Origin of the sequence: Prochlorococcus sp. MIT 0701, assembly GCF_000760295.1 — a bacterium.
In the GTDB taxonomy this organism is placed as follows: Bacteria; Cyanobacteriota; Cyanobacteriia; order PCC-6307; family Cyanobiaceae; genus Prochlorococcus.
This window is the reverse complement of sequence record NZ_JNBA01000024.1, coordinates 1-23,633: the sequence shown is the minus strand read 5'-3', so window position 1 is coordinate 23,633 and position 23,633 is coordinate 1. Positions and strand designations below refer to the sequence as shown.

The window sequence follows — 23,633 nt, the reverse complement described above, 5'->3', positions numbered from 1 at the left end:
ACAAATACTTTGTCCCGATGACAACACATGAGGAATCAAGCCTCAAGTCATTAGGCAGATGGTGAGGAGAATCATTTGCGCTCAAAGTATCTGTACTGTTTCCAATCGATCCCATGCCTGCTCTGCCAACGTTACTGATTTATCTAATGGCAGGAACAGCATTGGGTCTGCTGACATTGCGCACTGGCATTCCAGCTGCACCCCTTGCAGGTGCTCTTTTAGGTGCAGGGCTCGTGAGCATGAGCGGTCGCCTTGATGTTGCTGAATGGCCCACAGGAACACGCACCGCCATTGAAATCGGCATCGGCACGGTGATCGGTACTGGCCTAACCAAAAGCTCCCTAGTGGAGCTGCAAAGCCTCTGGCGGCCAGCCCTACTGATCACTCTGACCCTTGTACTTACTGGGATCGTGATAGGTCTTTGGAGCAGTCGATTACTAGGCATTGACCCTGTGGTTTCACTCCTCGGCGCTGCCCCAGGAGGCATCAGTGGCATGAGTCTTGTGGGTGCGGAATTCGGCGTCGGTGCTGCAGTCGCCACCCTGCATGCTGTGAGATTAATCACCGTACTTTTAGTACTACCCCTTCTGGTGAAGCTATTGGCCCCATTAGGACTCATTGATTCCTGATTAAACCTGGACAGGACTGTTTGAATCGATAAGTTGATCAATACTGTGTTGACTTGCAAGCGATGAATCGAAATCGAAATCGAGTTGCCCTTTCACTCACACTGCTAGGCCTTGTGGGAATCAGTCTTTCTGCCACAGCTGCCCAGTCAGCAACAACTGATGCCGCAAGCAAAGGAGCACAGATCTACTGCTTCATGCGTAGCAATGGCAATAACCATGAGGTGAGCTGGACTGCCTCTTATGCCCTGATCAAACGCCAGGGCAATAGCCTTTTCAAGACCTCACCAAATCATGCTGCCGTATTAATTACTGAAGCAGTGGTCAACGAACCCAGCAGTTACCCAAACTGCGGTCAATACCTTGGCGATCTCTTCGGAAATAGCAAAAACTCTTTGTCAGTAGCTGATCAAGAAAGTGGTGATGAGACTGTCATCGACTCCTATAGCTCTGGCAATACCAACAACACCACTCCTTCAAGCACAGATCATGAGCAGCAATACAGCTATTAAATTCTCTCGCTTCCTTGCCAAACTATTTTTGAGCGGGTTGCTGCTTTCCGGTCTTAGCTGCAACAGTCGCTCAGCGCCAACCAATCCATCTGCTGACTCGAATATCTCGTCCCAAGCTTGCTTGGAAAATCTTGACCTCAAAGGACTCGACCAAGCCCTACTGCGCTGCAATAGCGTAGTGAGCCAACATCAAAACGACCCTGAACCACTCAACGACCGTTCCCTGATCTACACCTTGCTTGGCCAAACCAATTTGGCTTGTCAAGATGTCTCCAAAGGCTTACAGCTTCTGAATCAACAAGGAGCATCAGCTGATCCGATGGTGCGTCACGAACTAACCGTGCGTAAAGACTCCTGCATGCAACATCTCAACATGACTGGCAAAGGCTGACGCTTGAGTCCAACACGACGAGAACCAAGCAATACCTCAATCCGCTCGGCCTTACTTGCTATCAGAGCATCCACCAACTGATCTGCAAAACCCAGTTGGAACCAGTGACTCGTTAGTCCACCATCCATCCCCAATCGATGGCAACGATCCTCAGCCTGATCCACATCACCAGGTGTCCAGTGACGTTCAAGCAAAACCACATGCCTGGCGCGATGCAAGGTGTAACCAAGCCCGCCTACTGCATAGGTTGCCAACAAAAGGGAACTCATCCCTGATTGAAAACGATTCACAGCTTCCTGCCGCTGCCCTGGACGCTGACGACCAGTTAACAACTCACCCCCTAAGCGTTGCTGCAAAAGCAACAAAGGGCCAACAAAACTGCTGAAAAGGACAACGGCTTGCCCCTCGGCAAGAAGTGCTGCCACAACAGTCTCCACTGCTGGCAACTTGAACTCCGCTGCGATCTGGCGCAAAGCCGTAAGCACCGCTAGCGATTCCGCATCTGAACGCACCAAACCCTGCTGAACACGATGGCGATAGTCGTCTGTAACAAGAGCTAGACGATGGTCAAAACCACGCGACTCTGGCTCTGCAAGGACAACCCGATGCTCTTGACGACGTTTTGGGGGCAAGCCAAGCAACGTCTGCTTGCGTCGATGCAGCACCAATGGCCCTGTGAGCTTCCCTAGAGCATCAAGATCACTCGCACCACGTGAATGCCAGCGTCGCTGACCGCCTTGATCTCGCCAATGACCCTGACAAAAACGCTCTTCAAACTTACGTTGATCACGAGCCAAAGGATGATCAATGGCAGCCAGCAGTGGATAAAGCTGGTCAGGACGACCATTTTTCATCGGCGTCCCGGTGAGCAACCAGATAGCCCTTAAACGCGGATGCCGCGCAAGCCTTAAAAGAGCCTGAGTTCGTCTTGACTTGATGGACTGGCCGAAATGCGCTTCGTCCACCAACAGAAGCGTTCCCGCCGCCGGCAATTCCCTAGGCAGACGAGCCCAGCTATGAATGCACACAGGCAAATCAAGACTTGCAGCTTCCATGCGCCAGTGGTCATGAAGACCCACCGGCGCCACCACCATGACCCGTACATCAGCACATCTCACCATGGCGCGAGCCGCCAAAAGAGAGGTAAGAGTCTTACCAAGACCCATTTCATCAGCCAAGACTGCACCGCGCCGCGCCAATAACCAACGGACTGCAGAGCGCTGATGAGGAAGAGGTTTACGACCATCTGACAAAACAACCTCAAGATCTGCATAGCCCACTAGATCCCGATGAGGCGGCATCGGTGGCAAAGGCTGTTCGAACCAACTCAGCCACTGAGCCAAGTCGTCATGCACCAAAAAACGTGAGCCAAACTGCCTCTGCAAATGTTGAGCCGCCACCAAAGGAAATTCCCAGCCCTGGCGAGTACCACGCCAAATTCCACGCGGCTTCACTTTGCGAAGCTGAGCCTGAGTCACGGCATCGAAAGGGAACACCACCTTGACCAAACCAGCCGCAGTCAGACCCAAATAACAGCTGGAAGACGATTTAGGCGTGAGCTTCACTGATCAATGAACACCTAATTTACGCCCCATTGCCTCACTAGCAAGAGCGAAAGCAACCACTGTAAAAAGCAGCGCAAAGCAAGCCAAAGTAGATATTTAGACACATTGACTCAAAGAGCATTCGCGGCAGACTGCACAAAACCGAGGAACTCGGATGCACAATAGGGACGCGGTTTTCCTCGAAGATCTCTGCCCCAAATTACGTGTCCGAAGATGGAGAAAATCCCTTCACAACTATACTGCTCAAAGTTGTATCTATTGCGGCAAAACTTCTGAATCAATTGACCATATTTTGCCTCGCAGTCGCGGTGGCTTAAGTATTACTAAAAACTGCGTTCCGGCATGTCTCTCCTGTAATGGTCACAAATCGGATGCCCATGCCTTCGATTGGTATAGGCGCCAACGTTTCTATGATCCGCGACGCGCAATGGCCATCCGCGCCTGGATGGATGGCGATCTCCGACTGGCTTTAAGGTTGCTGCAATGGGCCGAACCCAACCATAGAGAAGCTCCTGTTATCAGCCAAGATGAAGACTGGATGTTCCAGGTGGCCTAAACCAATCTCACCAGACCTGACAGGCCACCACAGGGTGATGTCTTTGACAAATCGAAGCCTGCTGCTCAGGTTGCTCCGCAGCGAGAAGCATCGCACCTGTCAACAAAGCCGCAGGCAAGACAAAATGAAAAGCCCAACCTCTCTGCTGACCTTGAACGATCCCTGGACATGCCCGACGCGGCAGCATGGACACTGAAGTCGCGGAAGCGCGTAAATAGGAGCCAGCCATGACCAAACCTGAAATATAATACATTTGTACTCATGCTTACAGAACTTGTCAAGCAGAGTCCGCCCCTCCCTGCCGGCTCAAAACTGCTGGTTCTCGGTGGAGGATTCAGTGGCCAGCATGTAGTGGCTCTGGCGAGAGCACTTGGCAGCACTGCCATCTGCAGCCGCCGAGACATCAACAGCCCAGGCGCAGACATAGCATTTGATAGTGCCACCAAGCTGTTGCCAGCCAGGAAAGTTCTAGAAGGAGTCACCCATTTACTCAGCTGCATACCGCCAGCAGCCGATGGGAAAGATCCAGTACTGACATGCTTGGGCGACCAGCTCAAAACATTGCCATTGCAATGGGTTGGCTATCTCTCCACCACAGGGGTTTACGGAGATCGCCAAGGACGATGGGTCACAGAAATCGATCATCCTCAGCCTCAGCAAGCACGCAGCAAAAGAAGATTGGCCTGTGAAGATGCCTGGCAAGCTTCGGGATTACCCCTACAGATTCTGCGGCTGCCAGGCATCTACGGACCAGGCCGCTCAGTGCTTCAAAGCGTCAACACAGGTCAAAGCAGAATGATCCACAAGCCCAACCAGGTGTTTTCAAGAATTCATGTCGATGACATCGCAGGAGCCATCCTGCACCTCATCCAATGCGCTGCTGATGGACAGCGACCCATCGTGATCAACGTCACCGATGACATGCCAACAGCGTATACAGACGTCCTCGGATTCGCAGCCCAACTACTGGGACAGTCCCTGCCCGAAATTGAGCCATTTGCAGTTGCCGCTGCACAAATGAATCCTATGGCACTCTCCTTCTGGCAAGAGAATCGCAGGGTAAGCAATCAGCTCCTATGCCGCGACCTTGGCTATTCCCTGATGCATCCCAACTATCACTCCGGCCTTAGAGACTGTTATCTGGCAGAAGGTTTCCAGGTCTCACAGACGAATTTTCCTTAGTTGTTGAACGTTCCCGATCAGGACCACCAAGAATGAACTCGTTCCAATTCAAGGGCTTCTCTGGATCGATAAATGTCAACCCGGTATCGCGCAAAAACTGACTCCAATGCACCACCAACCAGCCATTTCGCAAACCGGTGCCAAGACCAAACAACAGCAAACCAAGCAGCAACCAGCGCATCATGGCTATGCCTTCTGAAGGCTTTGACGCTAATCAACTTATCGTTATCGCCATGGGCGATCCCGCTGGCATCGGGATGGAGGTAACCCTAAAGGCCCTCGCTTCATCAAGCTTGCCATCAAAGCTGCATCCACAGCTTGTTGGCTGTCGAAAAAGCCTGGAACTCACCTATGCCCAATTACAAGCTCAAGGAATCGCTCCCCTAGCCAATCCAAAGAACCTCGATATCCAAGATCTACCCCTGAAGAGCACACTTCAGCCTGGATACCCCACAGCACAGAGTGGAGCCGCAAGCTTTCGATGGTTGACAAAGGCAACAGAACTCCTCTTGAAGGGTCAAGCCCGCGCCCTTGTTACCGCTCCCATTGCCAAGCATGCCTGGCATGCAGCAGGCCATCACTATCCCGGTCAAACCGAACGACTTAAAGAACTGGTGGGAGCTGATCAAGCCTCCATGCTCTTCACCGCGATCTCACCTCAAAACGGATGGCGACTCAACACTCTGCTAGCAACAACCCATATCCCGCTAGCAGCAGTCCCAAAAGTGCTGACCCCTGAGTTGGTTAGAGCGAAGCTCAACGTACTCAAGACCTTCTGCCAAAGATTCAAAACCGATCCATCCATTGCAGTCGCTGGCCTCAATCCCCACGCCGGTGAGCAAGGCCAACTGGGCCATGAAGAGCTGAAATGGTTGATCCCAATGCTGAACAAATGGAAAACCGAGCATCCTGAGATTCAACTGGACGGTCCTTTACCTCCCGACACATGTTGGCTTTCAGCTGCAAAGGCTTGGCATGGCATCCCATGCGCCAACACCCCAGACGGCATCCTGGCCTTGTACCACGATCAGGGTCTAATTCCAATGAAGCTGCTGGCTTTCGACTCTGCCGTAAACACCACCCTTGGGCTTCCATTTCTACGCACCTCACCTGATCACGGCACCGCCTTTGACATTGCCGGAAAGGGATGTGCCAGACCCGACAGCATGTTGGCCGCCCTCAAAGCAGCCTGGGAACTGACGGAATCACGCTGATCAGCCAGGCTTAACACGCATCAAAACCTGACCGAACTCCACTGGTGTGCCGTTATCTACAAGGATTTCAACCACCTCGCCACTGACTTCAGATTCCAACTCATTCATCAACTTCATGGCCTCCAAAATACACACGATCTGACCGACACCTATGCGACTGCCGACTTCTACAAACGAAGATTCCCCAGGGCCAGGAGCCCGATAAAACGTGCCGACCATCGGTGCAGTTACCTCCAGGAAATCAGTTCTGGAACCTGGTACCGCTGGAGGCGGAGTACCAGGTCCGACCATCTCAACTCTAGGTTCTGGAGCCGGTGAAGGCATCTCAACAGTAGAAGACAACGGCATCACCGGGGCAACCACTGCTGCTGCAGGGATGTTCCGCCTGACCTCAAGACGAAAATCATCGCCCTCAAGGCGAAATTCCTGAATGTCGCTTTCCGCCAAGGCTGCCAGCAACTGGTGCAGTTGATCATGATCGAGCTGCATGGCCATTAGTTCTCGCGACCTAGGTAGCTGTCGTTACGTGTGTCGACTTTAATTTTCTCGCCCACAGAAAGAAACAAAGGAACCATTACCTGAGCACCAGTCTCAAGGATGGCAGGCTTAGTACCACCGGTAGCGGTATCACCCTTGACACCAGGATCAGTTTCAGTGATTTCAAGCACCACAGAATTGGGGAGCTCCACCTCAAGAGGATTTCCGTTCCATGAGACCACATTCACCTCCATCCCTTCCTTGAGGTATTTACGACTGTCACCGATCTGCTGCGCTGTAAGCCTGGTTTCCTCATAACTAGACATGTCCATAAAGACATAGTCTCCGGACTCCATATAAGTGTGTTGAAGGGTCGACTTCTCAAGCAAGGCCTGGGGAAGCATCTCCCCAGCCCTAAAGGTTTTTTCCACCACGCTGCCGCTCTGCACCGCCTTCAACTTGGTACGCACAAATGCTGAGCCCTTACCCGGCTTCACATGCAAAAACTCGACTACACGCCAAACAGAACCGTCTAATTCAATCGAGGTGCCAGTGCGGAAGTCGTTACTTGAAATCATTCCCGCTGAACGGATCAGAGGGATCATACGGCTGTGCCAAAGTCCAAGCACAAGAAGAGTTCCACATGCCAAATACACCTCTACTGACCAGCCTAATCACAGTGCTCGCAGTGCTTTTACTGAATTGGGGTGATCCTGTTCTGGCTGCTCTGCCAACTGGAAGTGCAGTGACGGATGGTGCCGCAATCCTGCGAAATGCCCTACCAATCGAACAAAAAGATCTCCGCAAAATGCAAGACACCCTTGAGGCCACTAGCAAAGTCGTTGGATCTTCAAAGGGCAATCGCTGGGTCGCCCTAAACGAAGCTGCTGCTTCTAGCCAGTACCTAGTAATCACCCGCAAAAAGAGCATCCTCGAAGCCATCCCAGAAGCATCTCGAGAAGAGGGTGAGGCCCTTTTGGAATCCTTAGGAGAAACGGTCCAGGCCCTAGGGGATGAAGCAAGTAACCAAAACATAGATGGCTTCATAGACCTACGTCGCAAGAGTCTCAAGCAGATCGGTGATCTAGAAGCGCTATTGGTGAATGATTTTCCTTACACCATCCCTGAGGAATTCAACTCACTACCGCGGCTTCTTGGACGAGCAACTGTGTCAATCAAAACCACAAAAGGGAACATCAATGCTGTCATTGATGGCTACAACGCCCCACTAACAGCAGGCGCCTTCGTAGACCTAGCTCTCAAAGGCTTTTATGACGGATTGCCATTCACACGCGCTGAAGACAATTACGTACTACAAAGCGGTGACCCCACAGGACCTGAAAGCGGATACATCGACCCAACAACCAAGAAAGAACGGCAAGTGCCTCTGGAAATCCGTATTCCAGAAGAAGCAACTCCTTTTTACAACCAAACCTTTGAAGATATCGGTCTTTACAAAGCCACACCAGTCCTCCCATTCGCCGCCCTTGGCACACTCGGATGGGCTCATTCCGACCAGGCTATAGACGACGGTTCCTCCCAGTTCTTTCTATTTCTCTATGATGCAGAATTAACTCCAGCGGGTCTCAACTTGGTGGATGGCCGCAATGCAGCCTTTGGCTATGTCGTTGAAGGTAGCGATTTACTTAAAAAACTCGAAGTTGGTGATCAAATCTTATCCATCAAAGTTGTCGATGGAGCCGATCGGCTGAAGCCCCACGCCTGAGGACTTGTGTATGGGCGAAACCCTGGGCCAACTTGGTGAAAACGAACTACTGCATCGCCTAGCCCGCTTTGCTCCTGCTGGCCAACTTGACGACGACACAGCGCAAGTCCACACCAATGAAGGAGAACTCCTCATTAACACCGACGTCATGGTGGAAGGCATTCACTTCAGCGAAGACACCACGACTCCAAAAGATGTGGGTTGGCGTTGCGTAACCGCCAACCTTTCTGACCTAGCAGCCAGTGGCGTTGATCAAATTCTGGGTATCACGGTGGGACTTGTAGTCCCTCCAGATACCCCCTGGAACTGGGTAGAGGGGGTTTATTTAGGCATAGAAGCCGCATTAAAACAGTTTGGGGGGACCTTGCTAGGCGGCGACTGTTCCCGAGGGGATCAACGACTACTCGCAATCACCGCCCTGGGCACTCTCGGGCCAGTGCGGTTGCACCGCTCCCAAGCCCAACCTGGAGATTCTCTTGTCGTCAGTGGTCCCCATGGCCTCAGCCGCCTTGGCCTGGCCCTACTACGCTCAGATCCACTAATAGAAGCAACCCTGCTGCCAGACAAACTCAAACAAAAAGCGATAGAAGCTCATCAACACCCTCAACCATGTCTGAAGGCGCTCCACGCTCTTCAAACCTGTAAGCCTGAGGAGCTTCCATGGCGAGCTGGGGGCACCGACAGTAGTGACGGACTTCTGGCAGCGGTTCAAGGCCTTTGCAGAAGCAGCGGTTGCCGGGCGATTCTTGATCCAACAGACCTACCCAAAGACCCTGACTGGCCACTAGGCCAACACTGGGATAGCTGGTGCCTAAACGGCGGAGAAGACTTTGAACTTATTCTCAGCCTGCCACCCAAATGGGCCACCGCTTGGCTGCAGGTTCTTCCATCAAGCCAAGTCATTGGGGTCATGGAAAAAGGCCCACCTCGAGTGGAATGGGCGCATGGCAAAGGAGAAGTGAGCAACTTCTCAAGCTTCAAACATTTCCAATAAAGAAAGACAACAAACCCCTCGCTAATAGGAGGGGTTTGTAACTCAAAAAGAAGCTAGAAGCTCAGAAAAAAGTAATCCCCTGAAAGATCACTTCCAATTCTTGGCCACAATCTCAGCGAGATCGACAACCCTCTGGCTATAACCCCACTCGTTGTCATACCAAGCAACCACTTTTACCAAATTGTCGCCAATAGTCATCGTGAGATCCTTATCAACGATGGTGGATTCATTCGTACCGGCGTAGTCACTAGAAACCAAAGGAAGATCACCATATTTAATGATTCCCTTCATGCCACCCTGAGAAGCCGACTTAAGTGCAGCATTCACTTCTTCAGCAGTCGTGGAACGACCGGACTCAAACACCAGATCTACCGCTGAAACGTTTGGGGTTGGAACACGCATGGCAATACCCGTGAGCTTGCCCTTCATCTGTGGATAAACCAAAGCCACTGCCTTGGCAGCGCCAGTTGAGGTCGGAACAATATTCATGGCTGCCGCACGAGCACGACGAAGATCACGATGGCTGTTATCGAGGATCCGCTGATCACCGGTGTAGCTGTGAATAGTGGTCATCAGGCCCTTATTGATCCCAAAGGTCTGATCAAGCACCTTCACAATTGGTGCCAGGCAATTGGTTGTGCAGCTGGCATTACTGAGAACATTGAAATCACCGTGACGGTACTGATCAGCATTCACGCCCACGACATATGTGCCAACACCATCTCCTTTACCTGGAGCTGTGAGGATCACTTTCTTCGCACCAGCCTCGATGTGTTTACTAGCCCCGACATCAGTATTGAAAACCCCGGTGGACTCGATCACAAGATCGATACCCCACTCCTTCCAAGGAAGATTCAAGGGGTTGCGATCTGAAAAACACTTAATTGTTTTGCCATTGATAACAAAAGTGTCATCGGTATAACCGATCTCAGCATCCTTGATCTGTCCAAGAATTGAATCGTACTTAAGCAAATGAGCATTGGTCTTAGGGTCGGAAGTGACATTGACGCCAACCACTTCAATCCCAGTATTCTCACCACGGCTTAGCCAACAACGCATGAAGTTGCGACCGATTCGGCCGAATCCATTGATCGCAACGCGCAGAGTCATAACAAAAACGGGGAAACCGCAAGGGAAGTGGCCGCCGATCATACAGAAATAGGTTGCCCTTTCCGCTGTTCCGGATGAGGAGGCGGCCCATACCTGGCACAAGGTCAACCCCGGCTGGACCTCTCCAAAACATAAGAATCACGGGCTTTCAGCCCAAGACTGACTTATCTTTTGAGCCTATGGTTTTGGCCATTGACCAGCACGCTCAACCGCCAGCAACCCATCCACTTCATAGGTGTTGGCGGCATCGGCATGTCTGCCCTAGCTCTAATCCTGGTGAATCGAGGTCATATCGTGTCCGGCTCAGATACACGGGAAAACACTACCGTTGAGCGCCTGCGAGCTCAAGGAGTAAGGGTCTTCCGCGATCAGAGCGCAGCAAACATCGATGCCATTTGTTGCAACGTCGATCTCCTTCCTTTGGTGGTGATCAGCACAGCCATTCCCAAGAGCAATCCTGAGCTCAAGGCAGCCAAGCTGTCTCAATTGAAAATCTTGCATCGCTCAGACCTCCTTGCTGCCTTGATTCAGGCACAACCCTCCATCGCAGTAGCCGGGAGCCATGGCAAAACCACAACCAGCACCCTGCTCACCACACTGCTGGCCACAACCGATCAAGACCCAACAGCTGTGATTGGTGGTGTCGTGCCTTACTACGACAGCAACGGCCATGCGGGCAAAGGACGACTGCTAGTAGCAGAAGCTGATGAATCTGATGGCTCTCTCGTCAAGTTTCAGGCAACGCTCGGCGTGATCACCAACTTGGAGTTAGATCACACCGACCACTACGCCAATCTTGATGAACTGATCAACACCATGAAGCGATTCGGCCGAGGTTGCCGACGACTACTCGCCAACTTCGACTGCCCAATTCTCAAGGAGCATTTCGATGCCACAGCTTGGTGGTCGGTCAAAACCTCAGCTGGTGTTGATTTTGCAGCTTTACCAATTTGCCTCAATGGCGATCAAACGATTGCGGACATCTACGAGCAGGGCCAACGGATGGGGCAAATCACACTGCCGATGCCCGGACTTCACAACCTCAGCAACGCTATGGCGGCCATAGCGGCCTGCAGACTCGAAGGCCTGTCTTTTGAGGACGTTCAACAAGGTCTTGCTGACCTGCAGCCTCCTGGACGCCGTTTCGACTTCCGAGGCACCTGGGAGGGTCGCCAAATCGTTGATGATTACGCCCACCATCCAAGCGAAGTCAGCGCCACACTCGCAATGGCCCGACTGATTGTAAATAGCGGTCGCAGCCAACTACCAAACCCACCCAAACGCATTTTTGCCGTATTCCAGCCTCATCGATTCAGCCGTACAAGCGAATTTCTCTACGACTTCGCAAGGGCACTCGGTGAAGCTGATGCTGTGCTGCTAGCACCCGTTTACAGCGCCGGAGAGAACCCTATTCAGGGAGCCACTAGTGAGAACCTGGCTAAAGCGATCAGAAGCCAACACCCCAGCCTGCCAGTCGCCGTAGCTGAAAACCTTGATCAACTAACCCTATTGGTGCAAAAACACAGCCTCAAAGGTGACCTGGTCCTCGCCATGGGTGCAGGCAATATCAACAATCTATGGAGACAACTGACACGTCTTGACAACGCAAAGAGATGCCCACCCTCCCTGGCAGCCTGACCCTAGTGAAGGGGATCAAGCCCCAACCACTGGTTTCTCTTGCCAACTTCACGAGCTGGCGCGTCGGAGGACCTGCGGAATGGTTTGCATCACCCAGCAGCGTGGAGGAACTACAGACACTGATTGCTTGGGCCTATGAACAGAAGATGCCCTGTCGAGTCATCGGAGCAGGATCAAACCTACTGATCAACGACGCTGGCTTGCCAGGCCTGAGCCTTTGCATGCGCAAGCTCCAAGGAAGCGACCTAGATCCAAAGACTGGCATTGTCGAAGCCTTGGCCGGTGAACCAATCCCCAACCTTTCCAAACGCGCCGCAAAGGCTGGCCTGCATGGCCTGGAATGGGCCGTTGGGATTCCTGGAACAGTTGGTGGTGCAGCAGTCATGAATGCTGGAGCCCAGGGCGGCTGCACAGCCGACTGGCTGGAATCTGTGCAAGTCATCGACCTCAATGGCGAGGGCCCTTTTGAACTGAGCCGCCAAGAGCTTGACTACGCCTACCGACAAAGTCTCTTGCAGGAAAAAACACTCGTCGTGCTCTCAGCCAGATTCCGCCTAGACCCCGGCCATGATCACAAGGAGCTCAATCAAATCACACATAAAAACCTCACTCATCGCACGACGACCCAGCCTTATCAATTGCCTAGTTGCGGAAGTGTCTTTCGCAACCCAGAACCACTCAAAGCTGGTCGTCTAATCGAAGCGCTGGGTCTAAAAGGTCACCGCATTGGTGGAGCTGAAGTCTCCCCCATTCACGCCAACTTCATCGTCAATATTGGTGGAGCCACTGCTGCCGACATCAATCAAATGATCACCCTCATCCAGCAACGGGTGCAGACGGCCCATGGAGTGATGCTTCATCCTGAAGTGAAACGACTTGGTTTCGAAGCGACCGCTTAATCTGCCCATTCCTCCAGCAACGCAATGGCAGGGTTCGGACTTCCCAATTTCGGCCAACTCACCGAAGCCTTCCGCAAGGCCCAACAAATCCAACAAAACGCCCAAAAACTGCAGGAAGAGCTAGATGCCATGGAAATTGAGGGCAGCAGCCCAGACGGCAGAGCAAGTATCTGGCTATCTGGCAACCAGCAACCACTGCGTGTGCGTCTTGAACCCTCACTGCTTGCCGAAGGACAAGATGCAAGCGAAACCGCGATCTTGGCCGCTCTTCAATCCGCCTACGAGCACTCCACCACAACCATGAAAGAGCAAATGGAAGAACTCACAGGAGGCCTGAACCTGAACCTCCCCGGGATGAGCGACTGAGGCACTCCATCTCCTCCAAAAAACGCTTATAGATTGGATATCGTTCCCAGCTTTTGTCGACCCCACAACCGGGCTCATCGCGATGGAAACAATCCCTAAATCTGCAGGGATAATCTTCCATCTGTCCATCAAATTCAGGAAACAACACCGCAAGCTTGCGCGGATCAGCAGGAAGTTCAGGTCGATTAAACCCTGGTGTATCTGCAACAAGAGATCCTTCGCACAGTCGAAAGAGTTCAACATGACGAGTGGTATGCCTGCCACGTTGCAACCGTCCAGAAACAGCACCTACGCGCAGGGATAGCTCGGGTAAGAGCTGATTGAGCAAACTGGTCTTCCCCACACCTGAAGGACCACAAAAGACAGCAAGTCGTGTACTGCTGAGTTTGTTTTTTAGGGCACCCAACCCCTCTCCGGTCTGCACAGAGACCGCCATAGGCCGATACCCCCAGCTCCTCAGCCGCACTAGCTGCTGCTCTAGCTGATCCGAAGTGATCAGGTCGCGTTTGGTGAGGATGAGATGAACATCAACATCAGTCTGCTCAGCGGACAGTAGAAAACGACTCGCTTGGTCAGCGTCAAAGCAAGGCTGCTTGACTGCCAAGGCAACAAAAACAGCCGTAACGTTGGCGACTGGCGGGCGGTTGATCCAACTCTGCCTAGGTTCCACATCACCAACCACAGCTCGAAGCTCCTGCCAATCGATTGCTTCCACCCAAACTCGATCCCCCACATGCACTGCAGCCCCGCGATGGTCAAGACGCGTTCGACGAGTACAAAGCAAGCGCAAGGGTTCAGCATCAGTTGATCGTGTCCATCTCACCAATGAAGACGGATGAAAAGTTTCGAGTTCTACCTCGAGAAAATTGGCTTGTAAGGCCACGACCATCCCTGCAAGCCGCGGCGCGTCAGCCGCCACCACAGGTCACCATCAACCTCAACCAAGTGATTTCCTGAGCAATAATCTCGACGCAATGCCCTGCCTCTACTAACCCTGGAACCACCATCGCCTCAGGTTCCCCACGATCAAGATCCACCTGAAGACGTTCGTTGGCCTTAAGACCCTCAAGAGCCAAGCGACAACGAATAAAATTGATCGGGCAGGGAGTACCGCGCAAATCAATCTGCTGATCAGGAACAAGCTGGGCGGTCATCCTTTCTGACCAAATAAACGAGCAAACAAACCACTGTTGTGGTGGTGGTGCTGCCTACCTTTAGCGGAATGATGACCAGCCAGATCTTCAAGCAAGCCCCGCTCCTCATCAGAGAGACGAATGGGCAACTTCACATTGATCGAAATGCGCTGATTACCTCTTGCTACTGGGTTGCCTAGCTTAGGAATACCCTTATTCTCAAGGGTGAGTACGGCATTGGGCTGAGTTCCAGCAGGAATCTCAAGACTGGTGTTGCCATCAACCGTATCAACCTCAATGATGTCTCCAAGGATTGCTTGGAGATAACTCACGTTGACTTCTGAAAGCACCGTAATCCCATCACGTCGCAATTGGGGATGGGATTTCACCGTCAAAAATACGTAAAGGTCTCCAGAAGGTCCACCCCGCAAACCAGCATTTCCCTCACCGGCAACTCTCAGACGAGTTCCGGTATCAACCCCAGCGGGGATATTGATGCGCAATTTCTTGCGAATCTGACGTACACCCTGTCCAGCACATGCACCACAAGGATCTGAAATTACCTGTCCATTGCCTTCACAACTGGGACATTCCGCCACCTGAGTGAAGCTACCGAAAGGTGTTCTGGTAGCTCGCCGAACCTGACCAACACCTCCACAAGTTGTACAGGTAGTCGGTCCACTTCCAACCTTGGCCCCACTACCACTACAGGTGTCGCAAGTTTCAAGATGGGGAATTTTGATTTCTCGTTCCTGGCCGAAAACAGCTTGCTCAAAGTCAATCTTCAAGTCGTAGCGAAGATCATCTCCTTGCTGCGGTCCCCGTCGTCGTGAACGACCAGCACCAGATCCACCAGCCCCACCAAAACCACTAAAAAAGGTCTCAAAGAGATCGGCAAAGCCACCCATATCTCCCACATCGGGCATGCCCCCTGCACCCCCAAGCCCGGCCTCGCCAAATTGGTCATAACGGCCACGAGTCTGAGGATCGCTAAGCACCTCATAGGCACGACCGATCTCCTTGAAACGATCCTCTGCACCAGGATCCTTATTAATATCTGGGTGATATTGACGTGCCAGCCGGCGATAAGCACGCTTGAGGGTATCGCCATCAGCATCTTTGCTGACCCCTAGCAGGTCGTAATAATCAGCCATCAGCTCGTCAACACTCCTTCACCCTAAAGGGCAACAGCATGCAATCAGACCCCTGGTTGAGCAGGGTCTGCCTCACCTTGAAAAGTTGCAGTGGAGTCAGCATTTAATTGAGCTGAAGAAGCAGAAGCGCCACTCTGCGGGCCTGGTCCCATAGACACCTTCACAAGAGCATGACGAAGCACCCTGCCATTGAGGTGATATCCACGCTGAAGTTCCTCTGTGACTACATCTTCTGGATGCTCCTCACTGGGCTCTCTGGAAACCGCCTCATGAAGCGTGGGATCAAACGCCTGTCCAACAACCCGCATTGAAGCAACGCCCAATTGCTTGAGCACCTCAACAAGCTGTTTATAAAGGCCCTGATAACTGCGATGAAGAGCTTGGGCCTCCTCTCCCTGAGGCTCTAATTGCTGACGAGCTCGCTCAAAATTGTCCACCACCGGCAGAATTTCACTCAAAGTAGTACAAATGAGCTGTAATCGGAGATCGTCCTGATCGCGACTCTGACGTTTGCGGAAATTATCGAAATCTGCAGCAATCCGCATGTACTGACTACGAAGAGTTTCGTGCTCTTCCCGCAGGCTGCTGTGCTCCTGCTCCAACTGCTGTAAACGAGCCTCATTATCCGCTAATGGAGCAGATTGACCTGAAGACTGACCCTCGTCGGAATTCATCGATGCCACTGATTCCAGAGGCACGGAAGCCTCTAAATCCTCAGCAGCAGGATCGTGAGCTGGGGTAGGGGCGTCGCCACTCATGCTGACCGTTTGCAAATTCACGTCTAGACATGTTGATGGGAGTAGCACACCTCCCACAAGCGGCGGAAGCCCGCACCTCCAATTTCATTTCTTCTTCGTGACCCAGGGCCGACCAATCCCCAAAGCCACCAACAGCATCCAGCAACGACTGGAACTGGAACTGCTCCTACAAGTCAGCGTGCTTAGCCACGAAGAGCTTGTCGACGCAGTGGAGCTAATGGCCAACCAAACCACTCTTGACATATCAACGTGGCAACAATTCCAGGCCCTGCCAATCAACATGCACAACCAACATTTGGTTGTAGCCATCTCGGACCAATGCAATGAGCAAACCAAAAATCAACTGATCTCAGTGCTGCAGTCCCAAGGCTTCAGCACAGAATTCCGTCTCGCGCTGGCATCCGACATCAGCCAGCTGCTTAAACCAAGGAGATCTGAGCAACACGTTGAATCTGCATCCAAGTCAAAAGCAACAAAGCCCATTGCACAAACACCAACCTCCCTGCTGGCAGGATTTAGTGCAGAAGGAGTGCTCGAAGAAGATCCTGAAGAACAAGCCAGACTTGCTAGTTCCATAGAGGATTTGGAGTCCAGCTTAATGGACTCTGACAGCTCACCAGTCATCAACCTGGTGGACCGCATACTGCTAGAGGCACTGCAAACAGAAGCCAGCGACGTACACGTTGAGCCGCAACAAGACGGACTACAGATCCGTTTCCGTCAAGACGGTGTACTGCAGCGCTATATCGAACCCCTCCCGAGCCGGTTGATCCCTGCTGTTACCTCACGCTTCAAGATCATGGCCGACCTAGACATCGCAGAACGGCGCATGGCTCAGGACGGTCGCATTCGTCGCACATATCGCAATCGTATGGTCGATTTCAGGGTTAATAGCCTGCCAAGCCGTTACGGAGAAAAAATCTGTCTGCGACTCCTCGACAGCAGTGCTCCACAACTAGGGCTAGACAAACTGATCAGCAACCCCAGTGCTCTCTCTCTCGTACGCAACCTGGGCTCTAAGCCCTTCGGCATGATCCTTGTGACAGGTCCAACAGGATCAGGCAAGTCAACAACCCTTTACTCCCTACTGGCAGAACGCAACGAGCCTGGTATCAACATTTCCACCGTAGAAGATCCCATCGAATACACCCTGCCTGGGATTACCCAATGTCAAGTGAACAGGGAAAAAGGCTTCGATTTCAGTACTGCACTGAGAGCCTTCATGCGTCAAGACCCAGACGTTTTGCTGGTCGGTGAAACCCGTGACCTAGAAACCGCAAAAACCGCCATCGAAGCTGCACTGACTGGTCATCTGGTGCTAACCACGCTGCATTGCAATGACGCATCAAGTGCGATCGCCCGCCTCAACGAGATGGGCGTGGAACCATTCATGGTGAGCGCCTCATTGATTGGCATCGTCTCTCAACGACTTCTACGAAGAGTGTGCCGTTCTTGTCGTAAGTCCTATCACCCAACTGAAAAAGAACTGGGGCGATTCGGATTGATGGCCCATACAGAAACTGGCGTGACCTTTTTCAAGGCCCACCATCACGGTCAAGAAAAACAGCCATGCCCCAACTGTCAAGGCAGCGGCTACAAGGGCCGAGTGGGTGTCTATGAAGTACTGCGCATGAACGAAGAGCTCGCTACAGCCGTCGCCAAAGGTGCCACTACTGATTTGGTAAGACGTCTGGCGCTCGAGGCTGGCATGAAAACTCTGTTGGGCTACAGCCTTGACCTTGTGCGAGAAGGCCACACCACCCTTGAGGAAGTGGGCCGAATGATCCTCACCGATTCCGGATTGGAGTCAGAGCGCCGCGCCAGAGCCCTTAGCACTCTCACCTGCAACGTCTGCGGGGCAGGCCTCCAAGACGGCTGGCTGGAATGTCCCTACTGTCTAACCGCTCGCCAATGAAGGACCCGTCATGGATCTAATGATCGAGGACCTGATGGAACAGCTGGTTCAAGGTGGCGGCAGTGATCTGCACATTGCTACCGGCCAGCCCCCGTATGGACGATTCAGCGGCGAATTAAGGCCAATGACCAATACCCCCCTATCCGAAGAAACATGCAACAAGCTGATTTTCTCAATGCTCAACAACAGTCAGAGAAAGACTCTTGAACAAATCTGGGAGCTTGACTGTGCCTATGGGCTAAAGGGTGTGGCGCGCTTTCGTGTGAATGTCTATCGACAGAAGGGAAGTTACGCCGCCTGTCTACGTGCTCTGGGCAGCACTATCCCGAGTATTGAAATTCTCAACCTGCCACCTGTAGTCATAGAAACCAGCAAACGACCAAGGGGATTAGTGCTAGTAACAGGACCAACCGGATCAGGCAAAACAACAACGCTTGCGTCCCTACTGGACCACATCAATCACACCAGAAGCGAACACATCCTCACGATCGAAGATCCAATCGAATTCGTATACAAAAGCGATCTCAGTCTTGTGCACCAGCGACAGCTCAATGAAGACACACGCAGTTTTGGCAATGCCCTGCGTGCGGCACTACGCGAGGATCCAGATGTGATCCTCGTGGGCGAAATGCGCGACCTGGAAACCATTCAACTGGCCATCAGCGCCGCCGAAACAGGTCACCTCGTATTCGGCACCCTGCACACCAACTCGGCGGCACAAACGGTCGATCGCATGGTCGATGTTTTCCCCCCAAACCAGCAAACCCAAATCAGAGTTCAACTCTCAGGAAGCCTGCTAGCCATTTTTTCGCAAACCCTCTGCCGGCGCCAAAATCCACAACCAGAACACTTTGGGCGGGTCATGGCTCAAGAAATCTTGATCAACACCCCAGCCACAGCAAACCTGATCAGAGAAGGCAAAACCGCACAGCTCTACTCCCAAATTCAAACCGGAGGAGAACTAGGGATGCAAACACTAGAAAAAGCCCTTGCGAATCTGACTAAACAGGGTGAAATTAGCCGCTCTGAAGCCATCGCCAAAGCCAGTAAACCCAGCGAACTGGAGCAACTCCTCAACGATGGCTAAGAGAAAGGCCTAAGCGATGACGTCCTTCGTCGCCACCTACGAATCCGCAAGTGGTCAAACACGCACAATGACCATCAAAGCGGCCGACCTAACAACAGCAAAAAAGTTACTACGTCGTCGTGGAATACGAGCAACTGACCTGAAAGCAGCTCTCAACAATAAAGGACAAGAAAGTAGCAAAAAAATTGACCGCCAAAAGAACACAAGCTCATCAAACCTTGGACTATTTTTCATCAATCTAAGTGCCGCTTTTGAAAAGTCCCCAGGTGTAAAAGACAAAGCAGTTTTCGCAAGCAAATTGGCAACTCTGGTGGATGCAGGCGTTCCAATCGTGCGCAGTCTCGACCTAATGGCTAGTCAGCAGCGCTTGCCTATGTTCAAACGTGCACTGATGAAGGTGAGTCTTGATGTAAATGAAGGCAGTGCCATGGGCATTGCTATGAGCAAGTGGCCAAAGGTATTCGACCAACTCAGTGTCGCGATGGTGGAAGCCGGAGAGGCTGGTGGTGTTTTGGATGAATCACTCAAGCGACTCGCCAAGCTATTAGAAGACAATGCCCGACTCAAGAACCAAATCAAAGGGGCCCTGGGTTACCCAGTCACCGTGCTGGTGATAGCCATCCTCGTATTCCTAGGCATGACAATCTTCTTGATCCCGACCTTTGCAGAAATCTTTGAAGATTTAGGCGCCGAGCTGCCCATGTTCACCCAGTTCATGGTCGACCTAAGCAAATTATTGCGTTCCTCCTTTTCCCTGCTATTAACAGGTGTCCTACTGGTGTGCGCTTGGATTTTCAACCGCTACTACTCCACTCACCAAGGACGCCGTCAGATCGATCGACTGAAGCTGAGAATCCCCCTATTCGGCAATCTGATCATCAAAACTGCCACCGCTCAATTCTGCAGAATCTTCAGCTCATTAATCAGAGCAGGCGTACCAATCCTGATGTCACTAGAAATTGCCAGCGAAACCGCTGGCAATGCAATCATTTCCGACGCCATTCTTGAATCACGCACCCTTGTGCAGGAAGGGGTGCTCCTTAGTGCTGCCTTGATTCGCCAAAAAGTACTTCCAGACATGGCCTTAAGCATGCTGGCCATTGGCGAGGAAACCGGAGAGATGGATCAAATGCTCAGCAAGGTGGCTGATTTTTACGAGGATGAGGTCTCTACCTCGGTGAAGGCTCTTACCTCAATGCTTGAACCCGCGATGATCGTTGTAGTGGGTGGCATCGTGGGCTCCATCCTGCTGGCGATGTATCTCCCAATGTTCACCGTGTTTGATCAGATCCAGTAGAGAGCTGCAAACCCTTTGCAATGGCCTGACCAGCAAGCCAACCACTGGTCCAACAATGCTGAAAGTTGAACCCCCCCGTCAGCCCATCCACATCGAGAAGTTCCCCAGCAAAATAAAGACCTGGACAAACCCGACTCTCCATCGTCGCGAGATTCACCTCGCCCAACTTCACTCCCCCAGCCGTAACGAACTCTTCTCCAAATGGCCCCTTGCCACCGATTGAATAACAGCTGGCAACCAAAGCTTCAAACAAAAGACGTTCCAAACGGGCAGGACAATCCGCCCACCGCAAATCCGGATTAGCACCCACTTGAGTCAACAAGGACAACCAAAGACGACGGGGCAAGTTGGGCACAGGACGAGCTGATCCCATAGTGCGTCGACCTTGGTGATGACGCAGGTCACGCAGTGACTGCTTCACCAGATCGTGACTACTCATGCCAAGCCAATTGACAAAAAGTTTTCCCCGATAGTGATCGCCTTGCAAAACCCTTGCAGCAAAAGCAGTAAGCCGCAGAATGGCGGGCCCACTTAATCCCCAATGAGTAATCAACACCCTGCCGGTCTGCTGAAAGTTTTGACCTCCAGCCTTAAGGCTGAGATGAACGCCATCGAGAGCCAAACCAGAACAGGCGATTAACGCAGGTGCCTCCAGAGCAAGACTGAACAGAGAAGGAACAGACGGCACAAGCTGATGGCCCATCGCTGCCGCCAAGCGACGACCACTGGGATGCCCACCCGTAGCCAATAAAACCCTTTGAGCCTGAAAACAAGACCCATCCCGACATTGAACTAAAAACCCTGCAGCACCCCGACGCTCCAAACTTTTTACAAGCTTCTGACTGCGCAAGCTGACTCCAGCCACCACTGCTGCCTGCTTCAGACACGCCACCACTGCAGAGGAGCAATTAGCCACAGGGAACATTCGCCCATCCGGCTCTGCCACAAGCTCCAGGCCCCGATCGGCAAACCAAGCCACCGCATCACCGGTAGCAAAACGGCTAAAGAGGCCCCGCAATGGGCGGCCACCTCGGGGGTAATGGGTCACCAAATCACCTGGCTCCCAGCAGGCATGGGTCACGTTGCAACGGCCGCCACCACTGATCTTCACCTTCGTCAATGGCTCAGAGGTGGCCTCCAACACATGAACAAAAGCCAAACCCTCCTCAGCCGCGGTGATTGCCCCAAAAAAACCTGAGGCACCACCACCAACAACGATCAAATCAACTGGCGGGTCGGAAAGTAAGGGCAACTCCGTTATTGCAATAGCGCTTGCCGGTTGGCCTGGGACCATCATTGAAGACATGTCCCTGATGACCGCCACAGCGCCGGCAGTGATATTCGCTGCGAGGAATAATCAATTTGAAATCTACTTTCGTTTGAATAGCCCCAGCAAGGGGCTCCCAGAAACTTGGCCAGCCAGTACCACTATCGTATTTCGCCGCAGAAGAAAACAACTGCAGATCGCAACCTGCACAGTGATAGATGCCCACACGCTTCTCCTTGTCGAGAGAACTCGTAAAAGCGCGCTCGGTTCCCTCCTCTCGAAGCACCCGATAAGCCTCAGGAGAAAGACGTTGTGCCCACTGCTCATTGCTAAGCGACCAAGCATGATCCTCAGCCCTCGTAGCAGCAACGGCTGCTGCAGGTCTCCTATAAACACCAAAGGCTCCTGCAATAGTGGCTATCAGCAGAGAACGACGACTCAATAGCAAAGCAGTAATGGGCATAAGCGCAGCCAAAATCAATGACCTTGTTTCTAGGAAAGCGCAACACAGCTATGAAGGCAGCATGAATCAATGATTGCTCCTTTCACACCACTGGTTGATGGTGCTTATCGGTTCAGCGTGGCTCCAATGCTCGACTGCACCGATCGACACTTCAGGGTACTAATGCGGCAAATCAGTCGCAGGGCTTTGCTTTACACGGAAATGTTGGTGGCCCAAGCTCTGCATCACAGCAACCGTCTTGATCATCTGCTCGATTTCGACATCATCGAGCATCCCCTGTCTCTACAAGTAGGGGGCGATGATCCAAAAATGCTTGCAGAAGCTGCGCGCCTGGCCGATGCCTGGGGTTACGACGAAATCAACCTCAACGTGGGATGTCCCAGCTCAAGAGCAAAAGCAGGCAACTTCGGTGCGTGCCTCATGGCTAAACCTGATCAAGTCGCACGTTGTGTTGAAGCGATGGCGATGGCGAGCCCTCTTCCAGTCACCGTGAAACACCGTCTAGGAATTGATGATTTCGATAGCGACGCTCTACTCATGACCTTTGTCGACCGAGTGTCCATCGCAGGAGCCACACGCTTTACGGTGCATGCACGAAAAGCCTGGCTAGAAGGGCTTGACCCCAAGCAAAACCGCACGATTCCACCACTTCAACATCAACGGGTCACCCATCTCAAGCAACAACGCCCGCAGCTGACCATTGAAATCAATGGAGGACTAGAACACCCAGCCGACTGCCTAACAGCGCTGCAAACCTGTGATGGGGCAATGGTGGGGCGAGCAGCTTATGCCCATCCGCTCCGCTGGCAGAGCATGGATGAGCTGGTCTATGGAGAACAACCACGCTCAATCAATGCATCTCAAGTCATAGGAGGATTACTCCCTCATGCCGAAACCCACCTAAGCCGAGGTGGCCGACTATGGGATCTTTGCCGACATCTTTTACAACTCGTTGAAGGGGTACCGGGTGCCAAATCCTGGAGGCGAGACCTTGGAATCAAGGCTCAAAAAGCCGATGCCGATCTAAGAGTGCTGCAAAAAGCAGCCCAGCAACTTGAAGATGCCGGGCTATAGGGACTTAACTCAGCCCTCCGCTCCGCCATATCCGCTGTAGCTGTCACCACCTTCACCCTCAGGTGCAGCGCCTCCCCTACGACGACGAGTGCGACCCTCGTCATAGGAACTTGTTTCAGGAGAAGCTCCGCCATAGCTGCGATCTTCCCAACCACGAGCTCCGGAACCACGATCTCCACCGCCACCGCCGCCGCCACCGCCATATCCACCGCCGCCACCGCCACCGCCA

The 23,633-nt window shown here is 52.5% G+C and carries 27 protein-coding genes and 1 pseudogene; 15 read left to right on the top strand and 13 right to left on the bottom strand.

What is annotated here, in order from left to right; all coding sequences use genetic code 11:
• Positions 1-113 precede the first annotated feature (113 nt).
• From EV12_RS05645 to EV12_RS05635, 3 genes are all read left to right on the top strand, one after another.
• Entirely contained in the window at positions 114-629 is a 516-nt protein-coding gene (locus tag EV12_RS05645; RefSeq protein WP_036913133.1) for an AbrB family transcriptional regulator, read from the top strand.
• 62 nt (positions 630-691) lie between these two features.
• The gene (locus EV12_RS05640) at positions 692-1,138 is read left to right on the top strand and encodes a DUF6554 family protein (RefSeq protein ID WP_036913130.1); all 447 of its coding nucleotides are present in this window, start codon (positions 692-694) and stop codon (positions 1,136-1,138) included.
• A complete protein-coding gene (locus EV12_RS05635) occupies positions 1,116-1,529 on the top strand; it encodes a hypothetical protein (protein WP_036931221.1) in 414 nt (137 codons plus the stop codon). Before EV12_RS05640 ends, EV12_RS05635 begins: the two co-directional genes overlap by 23 nt.
• On the opposite strand, the gene EV12_RS05630 is transcribed toward EV12_RS05635, so the two are convergent.
• Positions 1,466-3,094, bottom strand: a complete 1,629-nt coding sequence (locus EV12_RS05630; protein WP_081939921.1) for an SNF2-related protein — start codon at positions 3,092-3,094, stop codon at positions 1,466-1,468. The genes EV12_RS05635 and EV12_RS05630 overlap by 64 nt on opposite strands.
• A 154-nt stretch (positions 3,095-3,248) precedes the next feature.
• On the opposite strand from EV12_RS05630, the gene EV12_RS05625 reads away from it, so the two are divergent.
• Positions 3,249-3,650, top strand: a complete 402-nt coding sequence (locus EV12_RS05625) for an HNH endonuclease (protein ID WP_036913128.1) — start codon at positions 3,249-3,251, stop codon at positions 3,648-3,650.
• A 7-nt stretch (positions 3,651-3,657) separates the two neighbouring features.
• Here EV12_RS05625 and EV12_RS05620 read toward each other — a convergent pair whose 3' ends face one another.
• Entirely contained in the window at positions 3,658-3,879 is a 222-nt protein-coding gene (locus EV12_RS05620; RefSeq protein ID WP_241466578.1) for a serine protease inhibitor, read from the bottom strand.
• A 32-nt stretch (positions 3,880-3,911) separates the two neighbouring features.
• Here EV12_RS05620 and EV12_RS05615 point away from each other — a divergent pair, with 32 nt between their 5' ends.
• On the top strand, positions 3,912-4,832 hold the full coding sequence (locus tag EV12_RS05615) for an SDR family oxidoreductase (RefSeq protein ID WP_036913122.1): 921 nt from the start codon (positions 3,912-3,914) through the stop codon (positions 4,830-4,832).
• On the opposite strand, the gene EV12_RS05610 is transcribed toward EV12_RS05615, so the two are convergent.
• On the bottom strand, positions 4,777-5,016 hold the full coding sequence (locus EV12_RS05610; protein ID WP_036913120.1) for a hypothetical protein: 240 nt from the start codon (positions 5,014-5,016) through the stop codon (positions 4,777-4,779). The genes EV12_RS05615 and EV12_RS05610 overlap by 56 nt on opposite strands.
• Between EV12_RS05610 and pdxA the strand changes: the two genes are divergently transcribed.
• Positions 5,015-6,046 carry a 4-hydroxythreonine-4-phosphate dehydrogenase PdxA gene (gene pdxA, locus EV12_RS05605; protein ID WP_036913118.1) on the top strand — a complete coding sequence of 344 codons (1,032 nt, stop codon included), beginning with the start codon at positions 5,015-5,017 and terminating at the stop codon, positions 6,044-6,046. The two genes, EV12_RS05610 and pdxA, sit on opposite strands and share 2 nt — an antisense overlap.
• Here pdxA and accB read toward each other — a convergent pair whose 3' ends face one another.
• Both accB and efp read right to left on the bottom strand, forming a co-directional pair.
• Positions 6,047-6,541 (bottom strand): acetyl-CoA carboxylase biotin carboxyl carrier protein, encoded by a 495-nt coding sequence (gene accB / locus EV12_RS05600; protein ID WP_081939920.1) that lies wholly within the window; start codon positions 6,539-6,541, stop codon positions 6,047-6,049. It lies immediately after the preceding gene.
• Positions 6,541-7,101 (bottom strand): elongation factor P, encoded by a 561-nt coding sequence (gene efp / locus EV12_RS05595; RefSeq protein ID WP_011824720.1) that lies wholly within the window; start codon positions 7,099-7,101, stop codon positions 6,541-6,543. The genes accB and efp overlap by 1 nt, the downstream gene beginning before the upstream one ends.
• 65 nt (positions 7,102-7,166) lie before the next feature.
• Between efp and EV12_RS05590 the strand changes: the two genes are divergently transcribed.
• Both EV12_RS05590 and thiL read left to right on the top strand, forming a co-directional pair.
• The gene (locus tag EV12_RS05590) at positions 7,167-8,249 is read left to right on the top strand and encodes a peptidylprolyl isomerase (RefSeq protein WP_036913115.1); all 1,083 of its coding nucleotides are present in this window, start codon (positions 7,167-7,169) and stop codon (positions 8,247-8,249) included.
• A 10-nt stretch (positions 8,250-8,259) separates the two neighbouring features.
• Entirely contained in the window at positions 8,260-9,243 is a 984-nt protein-coding gene (gene thiL, locus EV12_RS05585) for a thiamine-phosphate kinase (RefSeq protein ID WP_036913112.1), read from the top strand.
• Between the two features lie 87 nt (positions 9,244-9,330).
• On the opposite strand, the gene gap is transcribed toward thiL, so the two are convergent.
• Positions 9,331-10,353 (bottom strand): type I glyceraldehyde-3-phosphate dehydrogenase, encoded by a 1,023-nt coding sequence (gene gap / locus EV12_RS05580; protein WP_036913110.1) that lies wholly within the window; start codon positions 10,351-10,353, stop codon positions 9,331-9,333.
• Between the two features lie 171 nt (positions 10,354-10,524).
• Here gap and murC point away from each other — a divergent pair, with 171 nt between their 5' ends.
• Genes murC through EV12_RS05565 form a run of 3 tightly spaced genes read left to right on the top strand, consistent with a single transcriptional unit; the run spans position 10,525 to position 13,256 of the window.
• Positions 10,525-11,991 carry a UDP-N-acetylmuramate--L-alanine ligase gene (gene murC, locus EV12_RS05575; RefSeq protein WP_036913107.1) on the top strand — a complete coding sequence of 489 codons (1,467 nt, stop codon included), beginning with the start codon at positions 10,525-10,527 and terminating at the stop codon, positions 11,989-11,991.
• Positions 11,967-12,890, top strand: coding sequence for a UDP-N-acetylmuramate dehydrogenase (gene murB / locus EV12_RS05570; RefSeq protein WP_036913105.1), 924 nt, complete (start codon positions 11,967-11,969; stop codon positions 12,888-12,890). The genes murC and murB overlap by 25 nt, the downstream gene beginning before the upstream one ends.
• 24 nt (positions 12,891-12,914) lie before the next feature.
• Positions 12,915-13,256 carry a YbaB/EbfC family nucleoid-associated protein gene (locus tag EV12_RS05565; protein WP_011824714.1) on the top strand — a complete coding sequence of 114 codons (342 nt, stop codon included), beginning with the start codon at positions 12,915-12,917 and terminating at the stop codon, positions 13,254-13,256.
• Here EV12_RS05565 and rsgA read toward each other — a convergent pair.
• From rsgA to grpE, 4 genes are read right to left on the bottom strand one after another with little or no spacing between them, the layout of a single operon-like run.
• Positions 13,213-14,178 (bottom strand): ribosome small subunit-dependent GTPase A, encoded by a 966-nt coding sequence (gene rsgA / locus EV12_RS05560; protein ID WP_036913102.1) that lies wholly within the window; start codon positions 14,176-14,178, stop codon positions 13,213-13,215. The two genes, EV12_RS05565 and rsgA, sit on opposite strands and share 44 nt — an antisense overlap.
• Positions 14,165-14,410 (bottom strand): sulfurtransferase TusA family protein, encoded by a 246-nt coding sequence (locus tag EV12_RS05555; RefSeq protein ID WP_036913100.1) that lies wholly within the window; start codon positions 14,408-14,410, stop codon positions 14,165-14,167. The genes rsgA and EV12_RS05555 overlap by 14 nt, the downstream gene beginning before the upstream one ends.
• The gene (dnaJ, locus tag EV12_RS05550) at positions 14,407-15,543 is read right to left on the bottom strand and encodes a molecular chaperone DnaJ (protein WP_036913098.1); all 1,137 of its coding nucleotides are present in this window, start codon (positions 15,541-15,543) and stop codon (positions 14,407-14,409) included. The genes EV12_RS05555 and dnaJ overlap by 4 nt, the downstream gene beginning before the upstream one ends.
• Positions 15,544-15,587: 44 nt before the next feature.
• Positions 15,588-16,301, bottom strand: a complete 714-nt coding sequence (gene grpE, locus EV12_RS05545; RefSeq protein ID WP_036913095.1) for a nucleotide exchange factor GrpE — start codon at positions 16,299-16,301, stop codon at positions 15,588-15,590.
• On the opposite strand from grpE, the gene EV12_RS05540 reads away from it, so the two are divergent.
• From EV12_RS05540 to EV12_RS05530, 3 genes are read left to right on the top strand one after another with little or no spacing between them, the layout of a single operon-like run.
• Positions 16,300-18,216, top strand: a complete 1,917-nt coding sequence (locus EV12_RS05540) for a GspE/PulE family protein (protein WP_036913091.1) — start codon at positions 16,300-16,302, stop codon at positions 18,214-18,216. The genes grpE and EV12_RS05540 overlap by 2 nt on opposite strands.
• A gap of 10 nt (positions 18,217-18,226) precedes the next feature.
• Entirely contained in the window at positions 18,227-19,303 is a 1,077-nt protein-coding gene (locus EV12_RS05535) for a type IV pilus twitching motility protein PilT (protein ID WP_036913090.1), read from the top strand.
• Positions 19,304-19,319: 16 nt separating this feature from the next.
• Entirely contained in the window at positions 19,320-20,600 is a 1,281-nt protein-coding gene (locus tag EV12_RS05530) for a type II secretion system F family protein (protein WP_036913087.1), read from the top strand.
• Here the strand turns inward: EV12_RS05530 and EV12_RS05525 are convergent.
• Both EV12_RS05525 and msrB read right to left on the bottom strand, forming a co-directional pair.
• Complete coding sequence (locus tag EV12_RS05525; RefSeq protein ID WP_036913084.1) at positions 20,575-21,897, bottom strand: NAD(P)/FAD-dependent oxidoreductase; 1,323 nt, start codon at positions 21,895-21,897, stop codon at positions 20,575-20,577. The genes EV12_RS05530 and EV12_RS05525 overlap by 26 nt on opposite strands.
• Positions 21,824-22,330, bottom strand: a complete 507-nt coding sequence (gene msrB, locus EV12_RS05520; protein WP_036913082.1) for a peptide-methionine (R)-S-oxide reductase MsrB — start codon at positions 22,328-22,330, stop codon at positions 21,824-21,826. The genes EV12_RS05525 and msrB overlap by 74 nt, the downstream gene beginning before the upstream one ends.
• Positions 22,331-22,399: 69 nt before the next feature.
• On the opposite strand from msrB, the gene dusA reads away from it, so the two are divergent.
• Complete coding sequence (dusA, locus tag EV12_RS05515) at positions 22,400-23,404, top strand: tRNA dihydrouridine(20/20a) synthase DusA (protein ID WP_036913079.1); 1,005 nt, start codon at positions 22,400-22,402, stop codon at positions 23,402-23,404.
• Positions 23,405-23,413: 9 nt separating this feature from the next.
• Here dusA and EV12_RS14130 read toward each other — a convergent pair.
• Positions 23,414-23,633, bottom strand: a pseudogene (locus tag EV12_RS14130) (RNA recognition motif domain-containing protein); the annotation flags it as partial.